Here is a 22,989-nt window from a genome sequence, read left to right on the forward strand (position 1 = left end):
CCGGTATACATTCCCATGCGCGATCTGGAGTCAACGCAGCTTATGAAACGAGGCAGCCGCGTGGTGCATCGGGTTTATTTTCAATTCGATGAAAAAGTGGATATGGAAGTTCTGTCCGAACAAATTAAACCGCGGCTTCGGGCAAACCAATTAGGATTCGAGACGGTCGAATCGCGAAAAGCGAATTTAGGAAAAGTATTTGGCGATCTTTACCGGTATCTCAACCTCGTTGGGTTTGTCGCGCTTCTGCTCGGGTGCGTGGGCGTGGCGAGCGCCGTGCATGTATTTATCAATCAGAAGATTCCCACGATCGCAGTTTTGCGCTGCCTCGGAGCGCGCGCGCGGGAGACGTTCGCCATTCATTTGATACAGGTTACGGCCATCGCGTTGTTGGGCGCTCTGCTTGGCGCGTTCGCAGGATCGGCTTTACAGATCTTCCTTCCGGAACTGCTGAAAGAATTTATACCGGTGGAGGTTAATCCCCATGTATCATGGAATGCCGTTTTAAGCGGCGTTACGATCAGTTTATCGATGGCTCTGCTTTTTGCGTTATTGCCGTTAATTTCGATTCGAACGGTGTCTCCGCTTCACACGTTACGCTCAACTTTTAATGAAAATAATTTGCGCGACGGGTGGCGCGCCGTGATATTAATTTTGATCGTGGCTGTTGTGAGTATTTTTTCCGGAATGCAGATCGGACGCTGGTCGTACGGAATTGGATTTACCGTTGCTATGGCTGTCGTTTTTGGTTTGATCATCATAATCGCCAAACTGATGATGCGTCTTGTTAAGACTTCATTTCCGCGCTCGTGGAGTTATGTCTGGCGTCAGGCGTTAGCCAATCTTTATCGCCCGCATAATCAGACGGTGATGCTGATGTTATCCATCGGGCTCGGAACCTTTCTGATCGTAAGTTTGTATCTGACTCAAGACACACTTATTAAACAGATCTCCGTTGCCGACAGCGGGAAACAGCCGAATCTCGTATTTTTTGATATTCAGACCGATCAGCAGGAGGAAGCGGAACAATTGGTGCGCAGTATGGGCGCGCCGGTATTACAAAAAGTTCCGATCGTCACCATGCGCGTGGCGGGAATAAAAGGGCGAACGATGGAGGAGATTCGTAAGGATTCTAATTCAACCGTTCCTCGCTGGGTACAGGAATTTCGCTGTACTTACCGTGATACGCTGACGGATACGGAAACTATTCTTTCGGGTCAGTGGGGACGGACGGTGACGGGGCAGGATACCGTATTTATTTCCATCGAAAAAGGAATGGCCGACAATCTGGACGTGACCATCGGCGACACGATCGAGTTTGACGTGCAAGGCGTTATGATGACCACGATCGTGGGAAGTATCCGGGAAGTAAATTGGCGGCGTGTTCAGCCTAATTTTTTTGTGGTGTTCCCAACGGGCGTACTGGAATCGGCTCCGCAGTTCTGGGTTCTTGTTACGCGAGCACCTACGTCGGAAATGTCCGCATCGCTTCAGCAAACGATGGTCAAACGATTCCCCAATATTTCCGCGGTAGATCTGGCTTTGATCCTGCGAACGGTGGACGCCATTCTTGAAAAAATATCATTTGTGATCCGCTTTATGGCGCTGTTCAGTATCGGAACCGGCTTCGTTGTGCTGATCGGCGCGATATTAACAAGTCGGTTTCAGAGGATACAGGAGAGCGTACTTTTGAGAACACTGGGCGCCGTTCGCTCACAGATCGTACGCATCATGGGCGTTGAATATTTATGGCTGGGGAGTTTCGCGGCACTATCGGGGTGTGTACTTGCGCTTATAGGAACCTGGGCGCTGGCCTTTTTCGTTTTTGATTCGCCTTACGATCCTGCTCTTCTGCCTGTTGTGATGGTATTTGCAGTCATCGTCGGGTTAACCATTTTTCTGGGAATGTTCATCACAAGAGACATCAGCCGCAAACCGCCGCTGGAAGTGTTGAGGAAGGAAGTGTAATATTGGGTTTCAAGATAAAAAGAACACACAATCAATTAGCTGTTTTGATTGCGAATGTGTTTTACTCACCGGCCGTCGCTCAAATCCCAAATATCCACCATCGATTCGTACGAATAGTTAGCGGCAATCGTTTTCCCATCTTGCGAAAAGTCAAGCGATTTGTAATCGGATGATGTTGAAGATAACATAGCCACCTTTTCTCCGGAGGACGTGTCGTACAATTGGATTCCGTCGCGCTGCGAAACGGCGATCCTCGTGCAGTCGGGACTGAACGCGGTAAGCGGATGCCTGTACGGCATATCATGATACAGCGTTTTATGTTTCTTTGTTGTACGGTCAAACAGCATTACAAGCCCGCGCGCCGACCATGCGAGGTACCGGCCATTAGGGCTTATGCGGAGTGTTCCGGCAAATTCATCCGTCGGGATTGTATCTTCCTGTTCTCCCGACGTCATATTCCATACCGCAATTCGCGACTGTTTTCGTGAATACCCTGCGAACAAATGGGATGAAGAATCAAATGTCAACTGATTCCGATATTCCGCGCCGATACGCATCAGAGCCTTTTCAGCTATGACATCATAAATAGTAATATATTCATGTTCGGCATCGGTAAGCGCGGCAATGAGTTGGCCGCCTGTTGGAGCAGTAAGGCGTATCAGTTCCCCCAAACCGCCGAAGGAAGCATGGTCAAAACTTTTCATGATCGTCCAATGCTGCGTATCCCAAAGTTTTACCGAATTGTCCGTTATCATGATCAGCATTTTGCCGTCATGGGAATAGGCGATCCGTTCGATGTTTTGGTCGAGCGTGATGCGCGTGACGATCTTTCTCGAATGAATATCCCATAAAGCAAACGACCGATCACCGGCCGTTGCGAGAAAATGTCCGTCGTGGCTCAGGCACATGCCGAGATTGGGCTGCTGTAGATGAAACGAGTACGGATTGATTACTTCGACGGTCGTCCCGCCAAACCATTCGTTAACGGTGCGCGTGATCGGCGTCCAGAACCAGATAGTTAAAAAGATAATTCCGAAAATAATTCCGGCCCAGGGAGCGGGATTGGATTTAGAACGCGCAGGCTGCATGGAAAATATATTTTATAGTTTATGTTGTTCGGATTTCATGATCAGACCATTATCAGTTCTTGTGACTGACCTTCTTATCTCTCAATCGGAAAACCGGCCTTTTTCCACTCGTCAACGCCTCCGATCAGATTTGCGACATGGCGAAGGCCTTTACTGCGCAGGAGGCTGGCGGCAATACTTGAACGGTCACCGCCCTGACATTGAATGACAAGTTTTTTATCGTTTGGAATTTTATGTAAATTATCGGCCAAGTGACCGCCGTGAATATGGCAGGCTCCAGGAATGTGCCCGGCCAGATACTCTGAACTTGCGCGCACATCCAAAATATGGACGTCATTTTTTTCCATATGTGCCTTAAGCTGCTGCACGGTCATCTCCTCGAGTGTTTCCAATGTGCCTCCAGCCGATCCCCATTCATCAACGCCGTTCACATATCCGTATACATGGTCGAGTCCAATCCGAATCAAGGCTTTTTGAATTTCTCGAATGCGGGATTCCGATGCAATGAGTATAAACGGTTTCTCATAATCGAGCATCCAACCCGCCCAGGTTGAAAAGGCTGAATTGTCCTGAATATGAATGGAACCCGGGACATGTCCTTGCGCAAATACCGCTTTCTGCCGCGTGTCGATGAGCGTAGTTTTTTGATCCAAAGCTTTTTTTAGTTCCTGCCGAGAAAGTTTTTTCAAAGATGGAATATCATTTAGAATAGGTGCGCCGATCTTATTAAGATGTTTCATCATCGCGAAATATTTCGGCGGTTCGGGTTGGCCATCGAGCAGATTTGCCACAAACGCTTTTTCGTCGGAGTACGTCAGCAGTAAATTGGTCATTTTCTGATAGCCGACGGTTGAACTCGGTACTGACCCAAGAGCCTTACCGCATGCGGATCCGGCGCCATGTCCCGGCCATACTTGGATAAAATCCGGAAGCGTTTTGAATTTTTTGAGCGATTCAAACATTTGTTTGGCGCCGGCTTCCATCGTGCCTTTTATTCCTGCGGCCTTTTCAAGCAGGTCCGGTCTGCCGACGTCGCCGACGAAAACAAAATCGCCGGTGAATATCATGACCGGAACGTCTCCTGCCGGAACGTCCGTAAGAAGAAAACTGATATGCTCAGGCGTGTGGCCCGGGGAATACATGACTTCGATTTTTAAGTTACCGACTTTGAAAACTTGTCCGTTCTTGAGCCCGGTATGAGGATACTGATAAAGCCAATCCGGCCCGCCTTCATCCGATAATAATAACTGCGCGCCCGTTGCGTTCGCCAGTTCTCTCGCCCCGCTTAAGAAGTCCGCATGAATATGCGTTTCGGTAACGTGCGTGATCTTTAATTTTTCTTTTTGTGATAGTTCCAGATAGGTATCGATATCGCGTTTCGGATCGATGACCAGCGCCTCGCGCGTAGCCTGGCAGCCGATGAAATAACTCGACTGCGCCAAACCCTTCTCATAGATATGCTGAAAAAACATTTCACCTCCATTGGAATAGACGCAATGTTTAATAATTTAAACGAATTTGCAAACTAAATATTTTGAAGAATCTGTAGAAAGGAAATACGATGAGGGTTTATTATCTGGAAAATTTTTGACCGGGCCGTGTTTTCACCCAGTGAACAAATACCGTGACCCAGCCCATCCAGAGAATGACCAGCACCCAAATTCTTCCGTCACGGATGTGGTAATCAAACAGCAGTCTTTCCCACGGATGCCCCATGACGTAATGACCAAAAACAAATTCCCATGCAGCCGTCATCAACATCCATGTGAGCCCGATCGCGACGCATTGCGCGTAATTTTCCAGCGGGTAACGCCGGTAGACAAACCCTACAATGGCCGTGATGAATATTATCAGTGTGAATGTGGATATCTGATGGGCGGTCAGTTCGCCGACGTAGGATTTATAGACGAACTCACGAATCGTGCCGTTTATGAATCCGGCAACGAAGAGAAGGAGCCAGGTGAGGAGGTATACAATGAAATGTTTATTTGAAATAGAAGGTTGCATACAGTGCAGTTGCTGTGTTGAAATTTATGCCGTCCGGATTGCCAAACCTGTTTGAATATTTATCAGAAAAAGTTGCATTGATCTGGCCTTCAACTCCAACACTGAAACGCGAATCAATGAAATATTCCCCACCAAGAAAAAGACCAGCCAGGAAATCGGTAGAATTGTCTCCTTTGTTCGGTTTTAGAAAAAAACCGGCACCTCTCAAACCTAAATAGGGCGAAAATTTATCTTCAGACAGATATTGTCTAATGGCAAGCCCAAGGGAAATATCAATCGCTTGTTTTGTAGCTCCCAAAAAACCAAAACTTGGATTGATTGAAATATTCTGTGTGATCCAAATGGGTACGATAAGGTCAAATTGGAGTTCCTGAACATTAGTCGACAGACCAATCTTACCTGTTCTTTCCTGTGAAAATGCAGAAGTAAATGAAAATAAGATTCCAAATAAAACTAAAAGTAAAATATTTTTCATACGTTCTCCTCTGGTCCTATTTTATCATGGAAGCGTAATTATTTCCCTATAATTCCATCCATTCGGTAACCAACCGGTTGGGTCAACCCACGTTTCCATATCTTCTTCATGAATAATATAGACATCAAGCGATTCTATTTTTTTATTATCAAAAATAAAATAGATCTTATACAATCCGGAAGACGCATATCGGCCTGACTCATCCTTTAAATCCCATGTCAGACTACTGTTCTGTAAAGATTTAATGTTAAAAGTTCTGATTGGTCTTGAACCAACCGAAAAAATTGTTGCTCCAGAAAGAGTATTATTTAATACCGGTGACTCCCTGAAGACCCCTTTAAAAATTTCAATTTTAATAGGCTGAGGAAGATTTATTATTTTTACAGCTTTGTCAATCGGATTTGCTTCATAGAAACTTCGGCCATAGTAAGGATTAGGAACTACTCTTATTTGCTCAACTGGGGCAGGGGAGCCGTAAACTAATCCATAACCCATCGGATACTCTTCAGTTGTCACATAAATTCCGGTTATAACGGGAGCTTCATTAATGCTTGTCATTAGGTTAGGGGAATCGGAAGAGCATCCGATCCCTAAGAATGTTAAGAGAAACAACTGCACTGGCCTATTGTAAATTAACTTCATCATCGTCAGTTCCCCAGCGTCGCCACCATCACTGCTTTGATCGTGTGAACGCGGTTTTCCGCCTGATCGAAAACGATCGACGCTTCGGATTCGAACACATCGTCGGAAACTTCCATACCGTCGATGCCGAATTCCTTATAAATTTTTTCGCCAATCGTCGTTTCGCGATTATGAAACGCGGGTAAACAGTGGAGGAATTTCGCATGCGCATTGCCGGTCATGTCCATGATCTTCTGATTTACCTGGAACGGCTTAAGCAATTTGATACGTTCGGCCCATACGGATTCCGGTTCACCCATAGAAACCCACACGTCGGTGTAGAGAAAATCGCAGCCTTTGACCGCTTCCGGAATATTATCGGTGAGCATGATCTTTCCGCCGGTTTCTTTGGCGATCGCCTGCGCCTGTTTGACCAGATCTTCATTCGGCTGAAGCTGCTTCGGGCAGGCTGCGCGGAAATCCATACCCATTTTGGCCGCGCCGACAAGGAGCTCATTGCCCATATTATTTCGTGCATCCCCGAGATAACATATCTTTACATCGTGCAGCGGTTTTTCGGCAACCTCCATCATCGTGAGCAGATCGGCGAGAACCTGCGTCGGATGAAATTCATCCGTAAGTCCGTTCCACACCGGCACGCCGGAATATTGAGCGAGTTGGTCCACAAGATTTTGTCCGAATCCGCGGTAGAGTATCGCGTCGTACATGCGGCCGAGAACACGCGCCGTGTCTTTCATAGATTCTTTCTGACCGATCTGAGAGCCCGTCGATCCGATATAGGTCACGCGCGCGCCCTGATCGTGCGCGGCAACTTCCGCAGCGCAGCGGGTACGTGTGGATGCTTTTTCGAATATAAGGCAAATACTTTTTTCGCCTAGAAGGCGGCGTTCCGTTCCGTCGTATTTAGCCTTGCGAAGATCGATCGACAGTTCGAGCAAAAATTTAATATCCTTCGGTGTGAAGTCGAGTAATTTTAAAAAGTGGCGGTTTCTGAGGTTATACATAGTAAACTCCTTTCAATTTTCTGAATAATTCAAAACTTCCCGCAGATGGCGCTAATTTACGCTGATAATTTTTTCTGCGAGAATCTGCGAAATCCGCGGGAGCTATTAATCCGGTATGATGCGCGTTCCCGCGTTTTTCTCGCCGAGATGCGCCGCGTCCATGATGATCGCTTCTTTGCCGCCGTTTTCGATAAACTGCATCGCGGCGCGGATCTTCGGGCTCATGCTGCCTTCGGAGAAATGTCCTTCGGCAAGATATTTTTTACAGCCGCTTATCGTGATTTTATCCAACGTGATCTCCTGCGGCGTATTGAAATAAAGACAGACTTTCGGCACGTCGGTTAAGATGAAAAACTCGTCGGCGCGAATTTCCGTTGCCAGCATGGAGAGCGCGAGATCTTTGTCGATCACGGCGTCGATGCCTTGAAGTTTTCCGGGTTTAACGTAAAATACGGGTATGCCGCCGCCGCCCGCGGCGATGACGATCTTATCTTCACGCGCAAGGCGTTCAATCGTACGGCAGTTGTTGATTCGAACGGGTTTCGGTGAAGCGACCACTTTGCGAAATCCGCGTCCTCTAGGATCTTCAGCGAATACGGCACCGGATTCCGCCGTGATCTTTTCGGATTCTTCGCGCGTGTAATACGGCCCGATAGGTTTTGTCGGATTTTGAAATGCGGGATCGTTCTTGTCCACCAGAACTTGGGTGACGAGCGTAACGATCTCACGCTGGATGTCGAGCGCAACAAGTGCGTTCTCTAATTGCTGTTCGATCATATATCCGATAAAACCTTGCGAATACGCGACGTCAATATCGAGCGGCATATCGGGCAGATCAAAAAGTTTAAACCCGGCCAAGTTGCTCAGCATGATATTGCCCACCTGCGGCCCGTTACCATGGCCGATGACGAGATGATAATTTTTCTTGATGAGGTCAACGAGATGCAGGGACGTTTCGTACACGTTATGTTCCTGATCGTCGATCGTACCCTTCTGTTTATCGTGGATCAGCGCATTGCCGCCGAGCGCCACTACGGCGAGTTTATTCATAAATACTTTATTAACCGCGGAGGGCGCAAAGGCGCAAAGAAAAATTACTGTAAACAGAAATCAAGCGACTTCAATATCTTTGCGAACTTAGCGTCCTTTGCGGCAGTCACTATCCTTCCAGAACTTTTTTGATGCGTTCGAATGCCCAATCAATTTCTTTTTTGGTGATTACCAGCGGCGGCGCGATGCGCATCGTCAGATCGTGCGTCTCTTTGCACAAGACGCCTTCGGCTTTAAGTTTTTCGCAAAATGGCCGCGCCGGCGTTTTAAGTTCGATCCCGATCCAGAGGCCTTTGCCGCGAACGTCGTTAATGTGCGGACTTTTCAATGACTTCAATTTTTTCATGAAGTATTTACCCATCTTCTCGGAATTTTGGATCAGTTTTTCTTTGACCAAAACTTCCAGTGACGCGCGTGCGATAGCGCAGGCCAGAGGATTTCCGCCGAACGTGCTGCCGTGATCGCCGGGATTGAATACGCCGAGAACTTCTTTTTTTGCCAACACCGCCGAGACGGGATAATATCCGCCGGACAAAGCTTTACCGACAATGATCGCATCGGGCTGAACGTCCTCATACATGTAGGCAAAAAGTTTTCCCGAGCGGCCGAGTCCGGATTGAATTTCGTCCACAATGAAAAGTACGTTATTTTCTTTGCAGAATTTATTTGCTTCCGCCAGAAAACCGGCCGGAGGAACGATGATGCCCGCTTCGCCCTGAATGGGTTCCACCAAAAATGCGCAGGTATTCGGCGTGACCGCGGCTTTCAAAGCGTCGATGTCGCCGTAAGGAATGACCTTAAAGCCCGGTGTGAGCGGACCAAAGCCGTCGCGGTACTGTTCGTCCGTGGAGAAACTGATGATCGTTGTCGTGCGGCCATGGAAATTATTTGCGCATACGATGATCTCCGCTTGATTATCAGGAATTCCTTTGACTTTATAACCCCATTTACGTGCGGCCTTGACAGCGGTCTCAACGGCTTCAGCACCGGAATTCATCGGCAGCGCCATATCCATTTTAGTTAATTTATTCAAGTCGCGATAGAGGAGGGGTAACTGGTCATTACGAAATGCGCGTGATGTTAACGTAACGCGTTTCGCCTGATTATGCATGGCTTTCAAAATTTTCGGATGGCAATGGCCTTGATTCACCGCGGAATACGCCGCAAGACAATCCAGATATTTTTTCCCGTCCACGTCATACACCCAAACGCCTTTGGCCTTTTCTACTACAACGTCCAATGGGTGGTAATTATGCGCTCCGTATTTTTCTTCTAATTCTATGTATTTACTGGTTTTCATAGATCCTCCGTTAAATATTTTTAGGGTTAATGACTTTCAAAAATCGGTTGTAATGTAGAAATAATGAGCATAAAAAAAAATGACTATCGTCATGTTCTGTAAAGATAAGTAAATATAGAAATGGAGGGGTTTAGATAGAATTTTCCCGCAGATCAGTGATGAATCGTCACGGGGAAAGTATCGCGGAATTTAATTCCGCTGAACGCTCGCGTGCTCGAAATCTTCTATTCAGCGAAAATTTGCGCGATCTGCGGGAGATGATAATTATAATTTTACGGATGAGTGAAAAACACACACAGATTATTTCTTAATACACCTTCATCTTCATGCAAAAAACGCTCCCGCCGGATTTGATAAATTCCGACGTATCAACCGGTATGACTTTTTTTCCCAATGATTCCAGCGCCTTGATCGTTTTTTTTGCAGTTTTCTGAATCAGCACAGTTTTTTTATCTAACGCAAAAGCGTTGCATGCAAAATGTGGCGCGTAAGCTTCTTCTTTTTTTACGTCGATGATATGTTTGAAGAGTTTTTCAAGGATCTTGTGGCCTTCTTTTCCGACGCCGGGTTTGTACACGACACAAGTGTCTTCGTCGATGATGGACAGCGTCGTGTTAAGATGATAAAAATCCTTGTGGGTTAATTCAATTCCGATCACCGGGCAGTCAATGATCTCTGCGATCTGATACAGCGCGGCAAGATCCGTGCGATGATGTTCATGACTCCCGTATCCTGACAGAATAAGATATTTCCCCGGATACCAGAGCGCGTCGCCCGTGGATTCGAAGGAACAATGGTTGAGATAAAAAACCTCGTATCCGTTACGGCGGTACCATGTGTGAAAATAAGCCACCTCGGGTTTGCGTTTGTCCTTACGCATATTGCTCATGATCACACCGGGTTTTCCGGTCTTGCGATCCATGAAGGGAAAACTCGTATTGGCCGTAAAAACCATATCTTCCAGTCCGTCCTGTCCGCGGATCACCGACACCATGTAGCCCAGCGATTCATAATGCCAGCGGATGTCCGACCATTGCTTCAACGCGCGGTCCCGATCAACTTTGTGTAACTTTCCTTCTGTGTTGGTCATGAATTTATTGATCGATTCACTCACATTAAAATAATCGGGTGAACTCATCAGAATGCGGCTGGGTTCTTGTCTTTTGTGCAATTCGGAAATCTTGAATTTAATTTCCTCCGCGCTGAGATAAACTTGTTTCATGAGACACTCCTCGAAGTTTTTCATGGACTGTAATGACATCTTGATGTTTTCGATTCAAACACCGTTGTCATTCTGTAAGAATCTTTTTTGAATTAAAGATCGCACATTAAATAAAAAAAGATTCCTGCAAAATGAGAATGTTTTCAAACGAGCATGAAATTACACAGTATTTACAGTTTGATCTCTTTCCATTTCCCTTCTCGGAATTTCCAAATACACAGCAGGCCGAAAAGTGTGATGTAAGTTGACCAGGCGATCCAAGGTCCGTATTGATGCAGTTCCAAAACGAACGTGAGAAAATAAGTGAGCGGCAGGAAAACGCCCCAATTAACAAAGATTTCTGCTTTCATCACCCACCGTGTATTGCCCGCGCCTTCGAGCGCCGTGGAAAAAACCATGCCTGCCGCATCGGCTATCTGGACGATACCCGCAAGCCTCAGCGGAAATATCGCGCTCCGTATGACTTCCGCATCATCGGTGAATAATCGGACAACCCATTCCGGCGCAACAAAAAATACGATTCCCAACGTTCCCATAAATATCATACCGAGTTTTGCAGCTTCGTAACCCGCCCTTTCCGCTCGCTGCGGATCTTTGGCGCCGAGACTTTGCCCGATAAGCGTTGCCGCGGCAACTCCGAACCCGTACCCGGGCATAAATGAAACGGATTGGATATTGAGAACGACATTGACGATTGCAACCTGAATGACGTTCAGCCTATCAACCATCGCGTAAAATACGCCAAGTCCTCCGATCACCCAAATACCTCGAAAGGCGTTGGGTGCGCCCAACACAATCACTTCCTTTACGGTGGTTAGGTCAAAATCGAAACGAAAAACGGAAAATTCTTTGCGAAAATTTCTTCCGCTGATACCGAGAACATAAAGTACCATATAAATCAACGCGACAATAAAGGAAATGGCGGAGCCGAGCGCCGCGCCGGGAACTCCCATTTCGGGCATACCCAATTTTCCAAAAATAAAAGCGTAATTACATATCACATTGACGACCAGCATGATCAGCGCCGTAATGAGAAAAATCCGCGTCTTGCCGATACCGCTGAAAAATCCTCGCATGGCAAATAAAAGACTCGATGCCCACAAAGCGAGGCATAATATTTGAATATAACTTGAAGCGAGGTCGACAACATTTTCATGCGTTGATGTCCACGACATGAGCGTTCTTCCGCCGAAATACAGAAGCGCCATGCCGAGTAAACTCACGGAAAGCGATACGGTCATCGCATTGTCTAAGATCTTACCGCAGAGATGAAATTGCTGTTCCCCATAACGCCTTGCGATAAGCGCCTGCGCAGCTACCTCGATGGAGCGCGTAACCCAGTGGATCGCCCAGAAAATAATGGAGGCCTGCCCCGTAGCGGCCAGCGCCTCGGCGCCGAGCCGGCCAACCATGATCGTATCGGTCAGTCCGATCGCGGTGATGGAAGCCATGCCTAATACCACAGGGGAAGCTAGATGAAGGACTTCGCGAGCCAATGGGCGGTCAATCTTGAAAAACGGAACTTTATTTTCTGCTGGAATAATTTCAACCGACATAATGATTAAGATTTCACTTTCCGAATAAAAATTTGCTCCAGCGTCGGGCGAACTTTCTCGATTTTTTGAATGTCGGCAATTTTGCCGACCGCCTGTAGTAGTTGCGGGAATCCCTGAGGCTCATTCAACCGGCCCTCTAAACCGGTGTTAGTCATAATAATATTCGTTAACAATCCTGCAGCAAATAATTTTTCCTTTTCCGGCGAATTGCATGTGATTCGAACTTGCTGATCGTCCATTTCATTTCGGAGGCTTTCGATCGTGTCATAGGCAACGACTTCGCCGCGATTAACAATACAGATCCGCTCGCACATTTTTTCAATGTGATCCATTTGATGCGCCGAGAGCAGAACGGTTTTGCCCTGTTGAGCCAGTTCATTGATAATATCTCTGAAAAAGATCTGATTGACCGGATCGAGCCCGGAAAAAGGTTCGTCCAGAATGATTAACTCCGGTTCGTGCACAAGCGCAGCGATGAACTGCACTTTTTGTTGCATCCCCTTGGAAAGTTCTTCACAAGAATTATTGGAAAAATCCTTGAGTTCAAATCTCTCTAACCATAGATCGACCCGTTGTTCTGCCGTCTTTTTTGTGAGGCCTTTGAGCATGGCAAAATAAACGGCCGTTTCACGAACTTTACTTTTTTTGTAAAGGCCGCGTTCCTCCGGAAGATAGCCGATATGTTCCGTCGTATCGCCGTTGCTCAGGCTGTCTTTGAAGTAGATCTGTCCTGTGTCCGGTTTGATCATGTGAATGATCATGCGAATCGTGGTGGTTTTCCCGGCGCCATTCGGCCCAAGCAGGCCAAAGACCTCGCCCGCGCGAACCTCAAAAGAGATATCTTTCACCGCAACGAATTCATCATAACATTTTTTTAAGTGTTCTACTCGAAGCATATTACTTTTGTAGTGTGTGGCCTGTATGATTTATTCATTTTCCGCCATTTGCCGTTCATTCGCTATTTGTTCCATATATCTTTCACGAACCTTGTTAAAAAATTCCAGATTGAAGGGTTCCTTATAGTCGGCGAACGTCCAAAGAATAGTCTGGAATGTCGGTTTCTTGTAAATCAACTGCAAATCGGCGTAAATATTTTTTCCAATATACACGCGATGCGGCAAATTTTTTGTTGTCGGCATAACCAATTTAGCATTCGCAATATAACCGGGATCGATATTTACATTTCGGTGTACGCCGGACAAGAAGTTGTCCTCCAATTCATTGCCCAGTATTTTGATATCGGGCATCGTATTTACATCAACGAGTTGCTCAAACGAAAAAAATTGTTTTCTGAGCCGCTCCCCAAACTCATCTGTATAATAGGCGGTATGGTTGAAATCATAAGCAGTTGACCGCGCGTCGATTAATCCCCAATGCTTAGTCAATTGCTTGCAAATAGATTCGATTTCTGTGGATGCGTTCCACAGAACGGCGCAGATCAATTTTACTTTGGATGGAGAGACTATTTTTCCCATAGCTGCTGATAAGTTAGCTCTTAGAAATTGGAAAAGAAATATAACGAATTCAATTCGTAAAGAAATAAAAAAAGCGCCAGAACCGACGAATCGGATACTGGCGCTTTGAACAGCTTAAAAGCTTTGATTAAGCGGCTTTCATGACCCGGCCGGATTTAATGCACTGCGTGCAAACTTTGATACGCTTCAACGCACCGTTATTCATTTTCGCGCGGACTTCCTGCAGGTTAGGCAGCCAACGTCTTTTGGTCTTATTGTTGGCATGGCTGACGCTGTGCCCATACGAAGGGCTTTTTCCGCAAACTTCACAACGCTTCATAAATTCTCCTGACAATCAAAATATTGGTTTATATAGAATTATAGTATTTTTTCTGTCCCGTATATTTTCAAAGAGGCCGACATAGTAATACATAACATCCCGAAAAGCAAGAAAAATTTAAATGTTTTTCATTTTGAAATGATTTCCTGCTTATCGGCCTGCAACTTTCAATGACAATTCGCCGATCCTGCGCTTAATGCGTTTACGAATTCGGTCATACACCCGCAGCTGTCCTTTTTCGAACGACGTCAGAAGCGGCCGCAGGAAAATGCGCTGAAGGACGCGAACCGGCATATTCCCTGAGCGGACAGTACGAACCTGTTTTTCCAGAATGTACAGAAGCAGCACATCCTGCATCAAGGATTCGCTGTCTTTACGATTGGGTAGAATATACGGCAGGAATGCTTTGGTCAGGTCGTTATCAAAACATTTCTTGAGCATGCCGGCCAACCCGTATTTCGTAAAAGCTTCTTTGCGCAGCGCGCGGGAATCGATGGCTTGCTTCAAAACTTTTTCATCAAATCCTTCTTTGCGCGAAACCCACAGCGACGCGCGATAAGCGTTGAGCATATTATCCCAATGTTCGGCGGGTACTTTCCCGATCTCCCAAAATTCAAAATGATCCGGATAGGCCGTGTTGAAAATATGGTACATGTTCTTTTTATACATGCGCTCGAACACGGTCGCCAGCCCGAAACGGCTGAACGTTTCGCGCGTAATGGTTTTATCTTTGATCTTTTCCGGAATGGCAAAAGGCGAAATATTGAGCTGCCTGACCATCCAGCGAACGGCGCGAATGATGTTTCTTTTCCCTTCGTCGCCATGCCAGAAACTGTTCGGTACGCTGCCCAATTCCCACGGCATCAGTTCCGGATAGGCAAATCCAATACAGCGCGAAACGGACTTATAGTGCTGGACGAACATATACGAAAGGCCGTTCTCCACGAAAGTTTTTTTGGTAACTTTGTCGTTGCGCAGGGCAATCGGGATATCTGCTTTTGCAATGCCAAGTTTTTCTTCGATCAGCCATTGGATCGCCAAACGCCGGTTATTCTCGTCGTTCCAGAATCCGTCCTCGACATGTGCCATTTCCCACGGCATCAGGATTTTTGGATAGGCATTGCGAATAACCCTGTTCAGGGAATAATTAAAATGACGCACGACGCCGGTCAGCCCGATCTGCGACAATTCAGAACATGTTTTTTCTTTTAAGACATCAAGCGGTTTTTTCTGCAGAATAGTTTCAACCGCAAAGCACGTCAAGACGGAGCAGCGATTCAATGTATCATGACTTAAAAAATTCATCGGAAATTTATTGTAAATACCGAGGTAGACGTTTTTATAACAACCGACGATCTCATCATCACTCAAGGATTGCCTTACGTCAATTTGTTCCTGGAGAAACGGGACGCCGTCCGGATAAAGCCGGCTCATCTGGTCAATTTTTGTTTCAAGATACTCGAGCGACAGATCGATGAGTCGATAGATCTTATCGTTCCATACGAATTCCCGGTCGGTGGTTTTTTGAGCCTGAAATATTTGCTGAAGATATTCGAACCTTTCCGCAGTTAGTTTATTTTTTAAATAATCGAGAATTTCAATCTGCGACTGTGTGTCAACGGCGGCCGGTTCCTCTGCTTGTTCAAATTCCACATGGTAAGCGTCGTGCAGTTTATCAAGAGAAACGAAACGCCGTTTCCCGACGTCGGGGAACAGCTCTTTGCTGAGTCGATCCACTTCTTCCGAGATCACACGTCTGTAAATTTGTTGATCAAATTTTTCAGTTTGAATCAGTTGAACCAGGCGCTCGCACCCGAATACCGATTGCGCGAGATCGATGGATTCCGCGCTGCCAAGCATGGAGCCGTAACCCATTTTTTCGTGTTTCTGTTTGATAAGGTCCAGCGCGAGTTGGTAGCCTGAATAATAATTATGGGTGACCTCCTGCGTGGAGAGTTTCATGAGCGTCTCCGCATTTTCGATGGGCCCCGATGAGCTGTCAAGAATAATACTGGCCGTATAAGAAGACATAATTCCTCCGAAAAAAATAAACTAAATGACAATGAAAAGCCGGGAATTTGGATCAAGTCTCCTATACGTTTTTGCATAATTCTTACCGATTTTATCTTGTCTGTTATCAATTATCGCCGCAATCATGTGATGCAGGTCACATAACAGTAAAAACATTTTTATAAGCTAATACCATTTCAAAACGGATTCAAGTTGATAAAAAAATTTTGATTTGCCGGAAATTAATGAGTAATATTTACGTCGATAGAATCACAATACTCACTGTGACAGGATTAAGATGAAACTCAAATTGGCATTTTTAACACTTTTTTTCTTCGCTGCGTGCTCACCGTATGGATCGGGATCGCTTGACAACCAGAACCCCTTAATAAATATCAATACGATTCGCGCAAATCTTCAGTTGCTGTCGTCGGACGAACTCGAAGGACGTGAGGCCGGCACACGCGGAGAAAAACTCGCAGCGATGTATCTGGCATCCCAGCTTCGGCAGTACGGCGTAAAACCATTTGCCTATTCGAATAGCCGCGACGGCGTGGATAGTCTCAATTATTTTATGGAGTTTGAAGCGACCAAGATCAGCATTCTTCCCGCATCGTACATCATGATCTATGATAGTTTGTCGAAAAAAGAAACTCCCATGACGTATGGCCAGTATTTTGTTAATTTCCACGACCAATTGGTCAACTGCAATATCCAAGCGCCCGTGGTCTTTGCCGGTTTCGGCATTACCGCGCCGGAATACAATTATGATGACTATGCTGAACTGAACGTCAAAGGAAAGATTGTAATTGCACTGGACGGGGAACCGCAGACGGATGATGAAAACTATTTCGATGGTGAAATTCAGAGTACATATTCCAGCGCGCAGTTCTATAAAAGACATCGCGCAAAAGAGCTAGGTGCGAAAGCGTTTATCGTTCTGGCCTACGACGGGCTTCGGTCTAAATGGGACGACTATATTGATTACTTTCGTACAAGTAAAATGGTATTCAACGGCGAGTATTTCAACGCAGACGATCCGGAACGGTTGCCTTTTTTTTATGCAAACAATAAATTTTTCGAGAACTTACTTACCGGCAGTGAACATTCCTATGACTCGATACGCTCATTAGTCAGTGAGAAAAAAGATCCGCCGCGATTTGATATTAAATATGTGAACTTTAAACTTCGGATGGATACCAAAGCTACATCAACAAAAGCTATGAACGTGGTCGGTATCATCGAAGGACGCGACGATAAACTGAAAAACGAATTTGTAGCGATTGGCGCGCATTTTGATCATTTGGGAACGAACGACAGCGGCGTGGTATTCAACGGCGCGGATGACGACGGCTCGGGGACAGTTGCGGTGCTTGAGGTGGCACGCGCGTTTTCTCGTTCACATGACAACAAGCGGTCGATCCTCATTGTCTTTCACGGCGCGGAGGAAAAAGGCCTGCTCGGATCGGAATATCTCACCAGCGAGAGCACGGCAAAGCCTTTTCAATTATCGCAGATCGTTTCACAGATCAATATTGATATGGTTGGCAGGGAATCGGCGGATAGCATTTATGTTATCGGTTCAGGGCGTTTGAGTTCCGAACTCAAAACTCTGAATGAAAATATTAACAGAAAACTCAAACTCTTCACATTTGATTACACTTTCGACGCCGATGACGACCCGAACCGTTATTATTACCGCAGCGATCATTATAATTATGCCAGGTTCGGCATTCCGGTTGTTTTTTTCTTCGACGGCATGACCACCGATTATCACAAATCGACGGACGACATCGAAAAGATCAATTTCCCCAAGATCGAAAAAACCGCTACGCTCGTTTATAATCTCGCCCAAAAGATCGCCAATCAGAAGAAAAGGCTTAAGGTGGATGGGAAGTGAGCGTCCCTCGCAGCATTATCCCCAAATTCTTTGCTTTTGATTTGAATCAGCAGTACATTAACGCATGTTTTGTATGTTTTTTTGGAGGATCAAACCATGAGGATCTTAACCCAATTATCATCTTACCGCGCAGACTGGCTTGACGTCGGTCTGACCAAGATCGCTGTTTTTTTCGCCACACTTTTCCTTGCAAAAGTATGGGGACCTATTCTTGGCCTGGAGTGGTACTGGTATCTAATCTTAGGGATTATCGCGTCTATTAAACCTTTCATGACCGCGATCAGGTGGTTTGTGCAAGCGGGAAAGGTTTGATAACTTTTTATCCGGAACGAACGCAGGATCATATCGTTTAATTCGTAACAACGTACGTCGTAACAACGTACGGTTTTTCCTCCAAGCTCTGCCGGGAGGATCGGGAAATGAAAATTATCCATCTGCACCCTCTCTTCTTAATACTCTTCATTGTCAGTTGTGAAGATCATCCTGACGAACAACATCTTTGGAATTCCACTACGCCTTATGAACAAGGCATTGATCCGCAGATTCTGGACTCCGCTTTTATTGTTGCTGAGAATACGGGATTCATCGACGGCCTCGTTGTGATCCGAAACGGCTTTCTGGTTGCTGAGGACTATTACAACGGTTACCGAAGGTCCAAACCGCACATTATTGCGTCCGTGTCAAAAAGCGTTCTCTCGGTCATTGCAGGGATCGCTTTATATCGCGGTGATATCGATAGCCTTGGAAAAAAAATTTTAGAATATTTTCCCGAATATATTTATTCGGGAATTGATACGAGGAAATATCAAATTACGATCAGACATCTCCTGACGATGCGAATGGGCATCCGCGACGAATCGGAGGACAATTATGGCGTTTATTGGGGGCTATATAGTTCACCCAATTGGATAAAAGCAACTATCGAATCTCCTCTGGTTTTTAATCCCGGTGAAAAAATGAGATATAATACTTTTCAAACGCATCTTCTTTCAGGTATCATCACCAAGGCAACACAAAAGAGTACATTGAAATACGGCAAGGAATTTCTCTTCGATCCGATGGGCATCGACGTGGACGAATGGAAACAGGATCCACAGGGGATCTACTTCGGCGGCAATGAAATGTATTTCACCCCGCAGGAAGTCGCCCTCTTCGGGTATCTCTACCTGAACCACGGATTTCTTAACGGCCGTCAGATCGTTCCATCGGCTTGGGTGGATTCCTCGCTTTCTCCCAGCACCAACAACACCCATCCTAACGCATGGGGCGCATTTAAGAATTATAACTATGCGCATTTATGGTGGCTGGGACAGATCAATGGAAAAGATATGTTCATGGGCTATGGATACGGAGGGCAATTTCTCGTTGTTTTTCCGGAATTGGATCTTATCGTCGTCTCAACTGCGAATTATTTCGTCGATCCGGAAATTTCTACCATCCAGGAATGGGCCATTTTTGACATTATTTCAAAATATATTCTGCCTTCAATAACGGATGGCTGAATTGGCTGTTTTACTAATCCAATAAATATTTTAAAAACCTCATATTTCTCTTGACTTTCCCTATCTCATCCGTTATATTTGCGACTCCTAAAACGATACTCAACCTGCTGGTTTTACTGAACCGAGCAGGCAATGATAAAAAAACCACCGGTTTTTAAGTCACGACAGAGTTTCACGAAAAAAGACATTAGTTAGTTAACCTGTAATAATTATAGGAATTTAGAATGCCTACGATCCAACAGCTTATTCGCAAAGGCCGAACTTCCAAAACTTGGAAAACGAAATCACCGGCTTTGCAATCCTGTCCTCAGCGTCGCGGCGTTTGCACCAGAGTGTATACGACCACACCTAAGAAACCGAATTCAGCGCTTCGTAAAGTTGCCAAAGTTCGTTTATCGAATAGCATCGAAGTGATCGCTTACATTCCGGGAGAAGGACATAATCTTCAGGAGCACTCAATCGTACTGATCCGCGGCGGCCGTGTGAAGGATCTTCCGGGCGTGCGATACCATATCGTTCGCGGCGTGCTTGATACGCAAGGCGTTCAGGATCGTAAACAAAGCCGTTCGAAATACGGAACAAAAAAACAAAAAGCGGCCGCTAAGTAATTAAGTAAACAATTTTAGAGGAACTATGTCGAGAAGAAAAAGAAGCCCCAAACGCAGAATACCTGTTGATCCGAAATTCGGAAGCATGTTGGTCTCAAAGTTGATCAACTGCATCATGTACGAAGGAAAAAAGGGCGTTGCCGAAGGTATTTTATATGATGCGCTCGGTATCGTTGAAAAGAAATCAGGTAAGAACGGTTTAGAAATATTGGAAAAAGCTATGAAGAATATAGCTCCTCTTCTGGAAGTCCGTTCCCGTCGCGTCGGCGGCGCTAATTATCAGGTGCCGGTGGAAGTTCGCGCAGAACGCCGTCAGACGCTGGCCATTCGATGGCTGATCACGTATTCGAGAGAACGCTCCGGCCGCAGTATGGCAAGCAAGATAGCCGAAGAAATACTAGCCGCATCGAACAATGAAGGTTCGGCAGTGAGAAAACGTGAAGACGTTCATAAAATGGCAGAAGCCAATAAAGCGTTCGCTCACTTTAGATGGTAGATTTCCAAATGTCACCCTTCGACAGGCTCAGGATGACAGAATAGGAAGCATCACAAGATAACAAAATAGAAATAGTATAGGATTGATATAAATGCCCAGACAGTACACATTAGATAAGACCAGAAACATCGGAATCATGGCGCACATCGACGCCGGTAAGACGACGACGACCGAGCGCATATTATATTATACGGGTATTCTGCATCGTATCGGCGAAGTGCATGACGGCGCGGCCACAATGGACTGGATGGAGCAGGAAAAAGAACGCGGCATTACGATCACGTCGGCGGCTACAACTTGTTTCTGGAAGAATCATCGCATCAATATTATAGACACGCCCGGCCACGTTGATTTTACCGTTGAAGTCGAACGCTCCTTGCGCGTACTGGACGGCGCGGTGGCATTATTCTGCGCAGTAGGCGGAGTCGAGCCTCAATCGGAAACGGTTTGGAGACAAGCCGATAAATACGGCGTTCCCAGGATCGCTTTTGTGAATAAGATGGACCGCATCGGCGCGGATTTCTTTAATGTGGTTAATATGATGAAAGACCGTCTCGGCGCGCACGCAGTTCCGGTCACTTTCCCTATGGGTGAAGGCGACATGTTCAACGGCGTGATCGATCTGGTCGAGATGAAGGCGATCATTTTTGACGAAGCGTCGCAGGGCATGAAGTGGGATGAGACGGAGATCCCTAAAGATCTGATGGACAAAGCGCTTCATGCGCGCCAATTCATGATCGAACAAATCGCCGATTACGATGAAGCGCTGATGGAAAAATATTTGAATGGCGGAGAGATCACCAAGCAGGAGATCATGAAAGCCATTCATCAAGGTACGTTAAAGTGCGCGATCACGCCGGTTTTGTGCGGTTCGTCGTTCAAGAACAAAGGCGTGCAGCGTTTACTGGACGCGGTCATTGCATTCTTACCGAATCCGCTTGAAACGGGCGCGCTCAAAGGGCTTGACCCGGACGATCATTCCGTGCAGCTCGAGCGTCAAATTGACGATAAAGAAAAATTTTGCGCCTTGGCATTTAAGATCATGACCGACCCCTTCGTCGGCAAGCTTACATTTATTCGTGTTTATTCCGGCATGCTCAAAGCCGGTTCGTATGTACTGAACGTAGCGACAGGCAAGAAAGAACGCGTCGGCCGCGTACTGCAAATGCATGCTAATCACCGTGAAGATATTGATGCGTGCTATTCAGGCGATATTTGCGCCGCAGTCGGATTGAAATTCACCAAAACCGGCGACACACTCAGCGCCGAAGATTCGCCGATCTTATTGGAAAAAATGATTTTCCCGGATCCGGTTATTGAAGTGGCTATCGAGCCGAAAACCAAAGCTGACCAGGAAAAACTCAGCGAAGCGCTTAGCAAACTTTCCGAAGAAGATCCGACCTTCCGTGTGGCGACCAATGAAGAAACGGGCCAGACGATCATTAAAGGTATGGGCGAACTTCATCTTGAAATTATTGTAGACCGTATGTTCCGTGAATTCAAGGTGGAAGCGAATGTAGGTAAACCGCAGGTAGCTTACAAAGAAGGTATCACGAAGAAAGTTGAAGTTGAAGGCAAATTTGTTCGTCAGTCCGGCGGACGCGGCCAATACGGTCACGTATGGATAGAAGTTGAACCCAACGAACGAGGCAAGGGTTTTGAATTTGTCAACGCAATTGTCGGCGGTTCGATTCCCAGAGAATATATCAAGCCGGTCGAAGAAGGTATAAAAGAAGCGATGAAAAACGGCGTTCTCGCCGGTTATCCGCTTGAAGATATCAAAGTTAAATTATTTGACGGTTCCTATCACGATGTGGATTCCAGCGAAATGGCGTTCAAGATTGCAGGTTCGATGGCCATTCAGGCCGGAGTGAAAAAAGCCGGTGGCATTATTCTTGAACCGATCATGGCGGTTGAAGTCATCGTGCCGGAAGATTATCTCGGCGCCGTGATGGGCGACTTGAATTCCAGACGCGGTCAGATCATGGGTATGTCTCAACGTAAGGACGCTCACGTCGTAATGGCGCATGTGCCTCTGGCTGAAATGTTCGGTTATTCGACGACGTTGCGTTCCGCGACGCAAGGCCGCGCGATATACTCGATGCAATTTGATCATTATAATCCGGTTCCGAAATCGGTTGAAGAACAGTTATTAGAAAAAGTAAAAGCATAAAAAACCATAGCTAAAAAAGACACTAGAGCATCATAGTTTTAGTGGCAAGTTATCAGGAGATAAGACAATGGCAAAGGAAAAATTTAACAGGTCGAAACCGCACGTCAACATCGGTACGATTGGTCACGTGGATCACGGCAAGACGACATTGACGTCGGCGATCACGATGGTACAGGCACAACGCGGCATGTCGA

General features: G+C 46.1%; 22 protein-coding genes. 8 read left to right on the forward strand and 14 right to left on the reverse strand.

What is annotated here, in order from left to right; translation table 11 throughout:
• A partial coding sequence (locus F9K33_14920) for an FtsX-like permease family protein (GenBank protein ID KAB2877934.1) occupies positions 1 to 1,968 on the forward strand: 1,968 nt, incomplete at its 5' end.
• Between the two features lie 65 nt (positions 1,969 to 2,033).
• Here the strand turns inward: F9K33_14920 and F9K33_14925 are convergent.
• The 14 genes from F9K33_14925 to F9K33_14990 form a co-directional block, all read right to left on the reverse strand.
• The gene (locus F9K33_14925; GenBank protein ID KAB2877935.1) at positions 2,034 to 3,056 is read right to left on the reverse strand and encodes a WD40 repeat domain-containing protein; all 1,023 of its coding nucleotides are present in this window, start codon (positions 3,054 to 3,056) and stop codon (positions 2,034 to 2,036) included.
• Between the two features lie 74 nt (positions 3,057 to 3,130).
• Entirely contained in the window at positions 3,131 to 4,528 is a 1,398-nt protein-coding gene (locus F9K33_14930; GenBank protein KAB2877936.1) for an MBL fold metallo-hydrolase, read from the reverse strand.
• A gap of 100 nt (positions 4,529 to 4,628) precedes the next feature.
• Positions 4,629 to 5,063: a hypothetical protein gene (locus F9K33_14935; protein KAB2877937.1), complete on the reverse strand. Its 435-nt coding sequence runs from the start codon at positions 5,061 to 5,063 to the stop codon at positions 4,629 to 4,631.
• A complete protein-coding gene (locus F9K33_14940; GenBank protein KAB2877938.1) occupies positions 5,041 to 5,538 on the reverse strand; it encodes a hypothetical protein in 498 nt (165 codons plus the stop codon). Before F9K33_14940 ends, F9K33_14935 begins: the two co-directional genes overlap by 23 nt.
• 24 nt (positions 5,539 to 5,562) lie before the next feature.
• Entirely contained in the window at positions 5,563 to 6,054 is a 492-nt protein-coding gene (locus F9K33_14945) for a hypothetical protein (protein ID KAB2877939.1), read from the reverse strand.
• Positions 6,055 to 6,185: 131 nt separating this feature from the next.
• Entirely contained in the window at positions 6,186 to 7,184 is a 999-nt protein-coding gene (gene argF / locus F9K33_14950) for an ornithine carbamoyltransferase (protein ID KAB2877940.1), read from the reverse strand.
• Between the two features lie 105 nt (positions 7,185 to 7,289).
• The gene (gene arcC / locus F9K33_14955) at positions 7,290 to 8,234 is read right to left on the reverse strand and encodes a carbamate kinase (protein KAB2877941.1); all 945 of its coding nucleotides are present in this window, start codon (positions 8,232 to 8,234) and stop codon (positions 7,290 to 7,292) included.
• 109 nt (positions 8,235 to 8,343) lie between these two features.
• Positions 8,344 to 9,534, reverse strand: coding sequence for an ornithine--oxo-acid transaminase (gene rocD, locus F9K33_14960; protein KAB2877942.1), 1,191 nt, complete (start codon positions 9,532 to 9,534; stop codon positions 8,344 to 8,346).
• A 307-nt stretch (positions 9,535 to 9,841) separates the two neighbouring features.
• On the reverse strand, positions 9,842 to 10,795 hold the full coding sequence (locus tag F9K33_14965) for a hypothetical protein (GenBank protein KAB2877943.1): 954 nt from the start codon (positions 10,793 to 10,795) through the stop codon (positions 9,842 to 9,844).
• A 131-nt stretch (positions 10,796 to 10,926) separates the two neighbouring features.
• Positions 10,927 to 12,312, reverse strand: coding sequence for an MATE family efflux transporter (locus F9K33_14970; GenBank protein KAB2877944.1), 1,386 nt, complete (start codon positions 12,310 to 12,312; stop codon positions 10,927 to 10,929).
• Positions 12,313 to 12,317: 5 nt separating this feature from the next.
• Positions 12,318 to 13,208, reverse strand: coding sequence for an ABC transporter ATP-binding protein (locus F9K33_14975; GenBank protein KAB2877945.1), 891 nt, complete (start codon positions 13,206 to 13,208; stop codon positions 12,318 to 12,320).
• A 30-nt stretch (positions 13,209 to 13,238) separates the two neighbouring features.
• Positions 13,239 to 13,787: a DUF4416 family protein gene (locus tag F9K33_14980; GenBank protein KAB2877946.1), complete on the reverse strand. Its 549-nt coding sequence runs from the start codon at positions 13,785 to 13,787 to the stop codon at positions 13,239 to 13,241.
• Positions 13,788 to 13,914: 127 nt separating this feature from the next.
• Positions 13,915 to 14,106: a 50S ribosomal protein L28 gene (rpmB, locus tag F9K33_14985; GenBank protein KAB2877947.1), complete on the reverse strand. Its 192-nt coding sequence runs from the start codon at positions 14,104 to 14,106 to the stop codon at positions 13,915 to 13,917.
• 150 nt (positions 14,107 to 14,256) lie between these two features.
• Positions 14,257 to 16,137 (reverse strand): hypothetical protein, encoded by a 1,881-nt coding sequence (locus F9K33_14990; GenBank protein KAB2877948.1) that lies wholly within the window; start codon positions 16,135 to 16,137, stop codon positions 14,257 to 14,259.
• A gap of 277 nt (positions 16,138 to 16,414) precedes the next feature.
• Here F9K33_14990 and F9K33_14995 point away from each other — a divergent pair, with 277 nt between their 5' ends.
• From F9K33_14995 to tuf, 7 genes are all read left to right on the forward strand, one after another.
• Positions 16,415 to 18,016, forward strand: a complete 1,602-nt coding sequence (locus tag F9K33_14995) for a M20/M25/M40 family metallo-hydrolase (protein KAB2877949.1) — start codon at positions 16,415 to 16,417, stop codon at positions 18,014 to 18,016.
• A gap of 96 nt (positions 18,017 to 18,112) precedes the next feature.
• A complete protein-coding gene (locus F9K33_15000) occupies positions 18,113 to 18,328 on the forward strand; it encodes a hypothetical protein (protein KAB2877950.1) in 216 nt (71 codons plus the stop codon).
• Between the two features lie 107 nt (positions 18,329 to 18,435).
• Positions 18,436 to 19,518, forward strand: coding sequence for a serine hydrolase (locus tag F9K33_15005; protein ID KAB2877951.1), 1,083 nt, complete (start codon positions 18,436 to 18,438; stop codon positions 19,516 to 19,518).
• Between the two features lie 224 nt (positions 19,519 to 19,742).
• Complete coding sequence (locus F9K33_15010; protein KAB2877952.1) at positions 19,743 to 20,126, forward strand: 30S ribosomal protein S12; 384 nt, start codon at positions 19,743 to 19,745, stop codon at positions 20,124 to 20,126.
• Positions 20,127 to 20,151: 25 nt separating this feature from the next.
• The gene (rpsG, locus tag F9K33_15015; protein KAB2877953.1) at positions 20,152 to 20,622 is read left to right on the forward strand and encodes a 30S ribosomal protein S7; all 471 of its coding nucleotides are present in this window, start codon (positions 20,152 to 20,154) and stop codon (positions 20,620 to 20,622) included.
• A gap of 91 nt (positions 20,623 to 20,713) precedes the next feature.
• Positions 20,714 to 22,795, forward strand: coding sequence for an elongation factor G (fusA, locus tag F9K33_15020; protein ID KAB2877954.1), 2,082 nt, complete (start codon positions 20,714 to 20,716; stop codon positions 22,793 to 22,795).
• A 67-nt stretch (positions 22,796 to 22,862) separates the two neighbouring features.
• Positions 22,863 to 22,989: elongation factor Tu (gene tuf / locus F9K33_15025; GenBank protein ID KAB2877955.1), on the forward strand; the 127-nt coding region annotated here is incomplete at its 3' end.

Source organism: bacterium (assembly GCA_008933615.1).
Lineage (GTDB): Bacteria > CLD3 > CLD3 > SB21 > SB21 > SB21.

Bases quoted from the DNA above. Each gene is read 5' to 3' on its own strand.
- F9K33_14940 (KAB2877938.1), bottom strand. From the start codon at position 5,538: ATGAAAAATATTTTACTTTTAGTTTTATTTGGAATCTTATTTTCATTT.
- F9K33_14975 (KAB2877945.1), bottom strand. From the start codon at position 13,208: ATGCTTCGAGTAGAACACTTAAAAAAATGTTATGATGAATTCGTTGCG.
- rocD (KAB2877942.1), bottom strand. From the start codon at position 9,534: ATGAAAACCAGTAAATACATAGAATTAGAAGAAAAATACGGAGCGCAT.
- F9K33_14980 (KAB2877946.1), bottom strand. From the start codon at position 13,787: ATGGGAAAAATAGTCTCTCCATCCAAAGTAAAATTGATCTGCGCCGTT.
- F9K33_14990 (KAB2877948.1), bottom strand. From the start codon at position 16,137: ATGTCTTCTTATACGGCCAGTATTATTCTTGACAGCTCATCGGGGCCC.
- F9K33_14935 (KAB2877937.1), bottom strand. From the start codon at position 5,063: ATGCAACCTTCTATTTCAAATAAACATTTCATTGTATACCTCCTCACC.
- F9K33_14930 (KAB2877936.1), bottom strand. From the start codon at position 4,528: ATGTTTTTTCAGCATATCTATGAGAAGGGTTTGGCGCAGTCGAGTTAT.
- rpsG (KAB2877953.1), top strand. From the start codon at position 20,152: ATGTCGAGAAGAAAAAGAAGCCCCAAACGCAGAATACCTGTTGATCCG.
- rpmB (KAB2877947.1), bottom strand. From the start codon at position 14,106: ATGAAGCGTTGTGAAGTTTGCGGAAAAAGCCCTTCGTATGGGCACAGC.
- F9K33_15010 (KAB2877952.1), top strand. From the start codon at position 19,743: ATGCCTACGATCCAACAGCTTATTCGCAAAGGCCGAACTTCCAAAACT.
- F9K33_14995 (KAB2877949.1), top strand. From the start codon at position 16,415: ATGAAACTCAAATTGGCATTTTTAACACTTTTTTTCTTCGCTGCGTGC.
- argF (KAB2877940.1), bottom strand. From the start codon at position 7,184: ATGTATAACCTCAGAAACCGCCACTTTTTAAAATTACTCGACTTCACA.
- F9K33_14965 (KAB2877943.1), bottom strand. From the start codon at position 10,795: ATGTCATTACAGTCCATGAAAAACTTCGAGGAGTGTCTCATGAAACAA.
- F9K33_15005 (KAB2877951.1), top strand. From the start codon at position 18,436: ATGAAAATTATCCATCTGCACCCTCTCTTCTTAATACTCTTCATTGTC.
- F9K33_14970 (KAB2877944.1), bottom strand. From the start codon at position 12,312: ATGTCGGTTGAAATTATTCCAGCAGAAAATAAAGTTCCGTTTTTCAAG.
- F9K33_15000 (KAB2877950.1), top strand. From the start codon at position 18,113: ATGAGGATCTTAACCCAATTATCATCTTACCGCGCAGACTGGCTTGAC.
- F9K33_14925 (KAB2877935.1), bottom strand. From the start codon at position 3,056: ATGCAGCCTGCGCGTTCTAAATCCAATCCCGCTCCCTGGGCCGGAATT.
- arcC (KAB2877941.1), bottom strand. From the start codon at position 8,234: ATGAATAAACTCGCCGTAGTGGCGCTCGGCGGCAATGCGCTGATCCAC.
- fusA (KAB2877954.1), top strand. From the start codon at position 20,714: ATGCCCAGACAGTACACATTAGATAAGACCAGAAACATCGGAATCATG.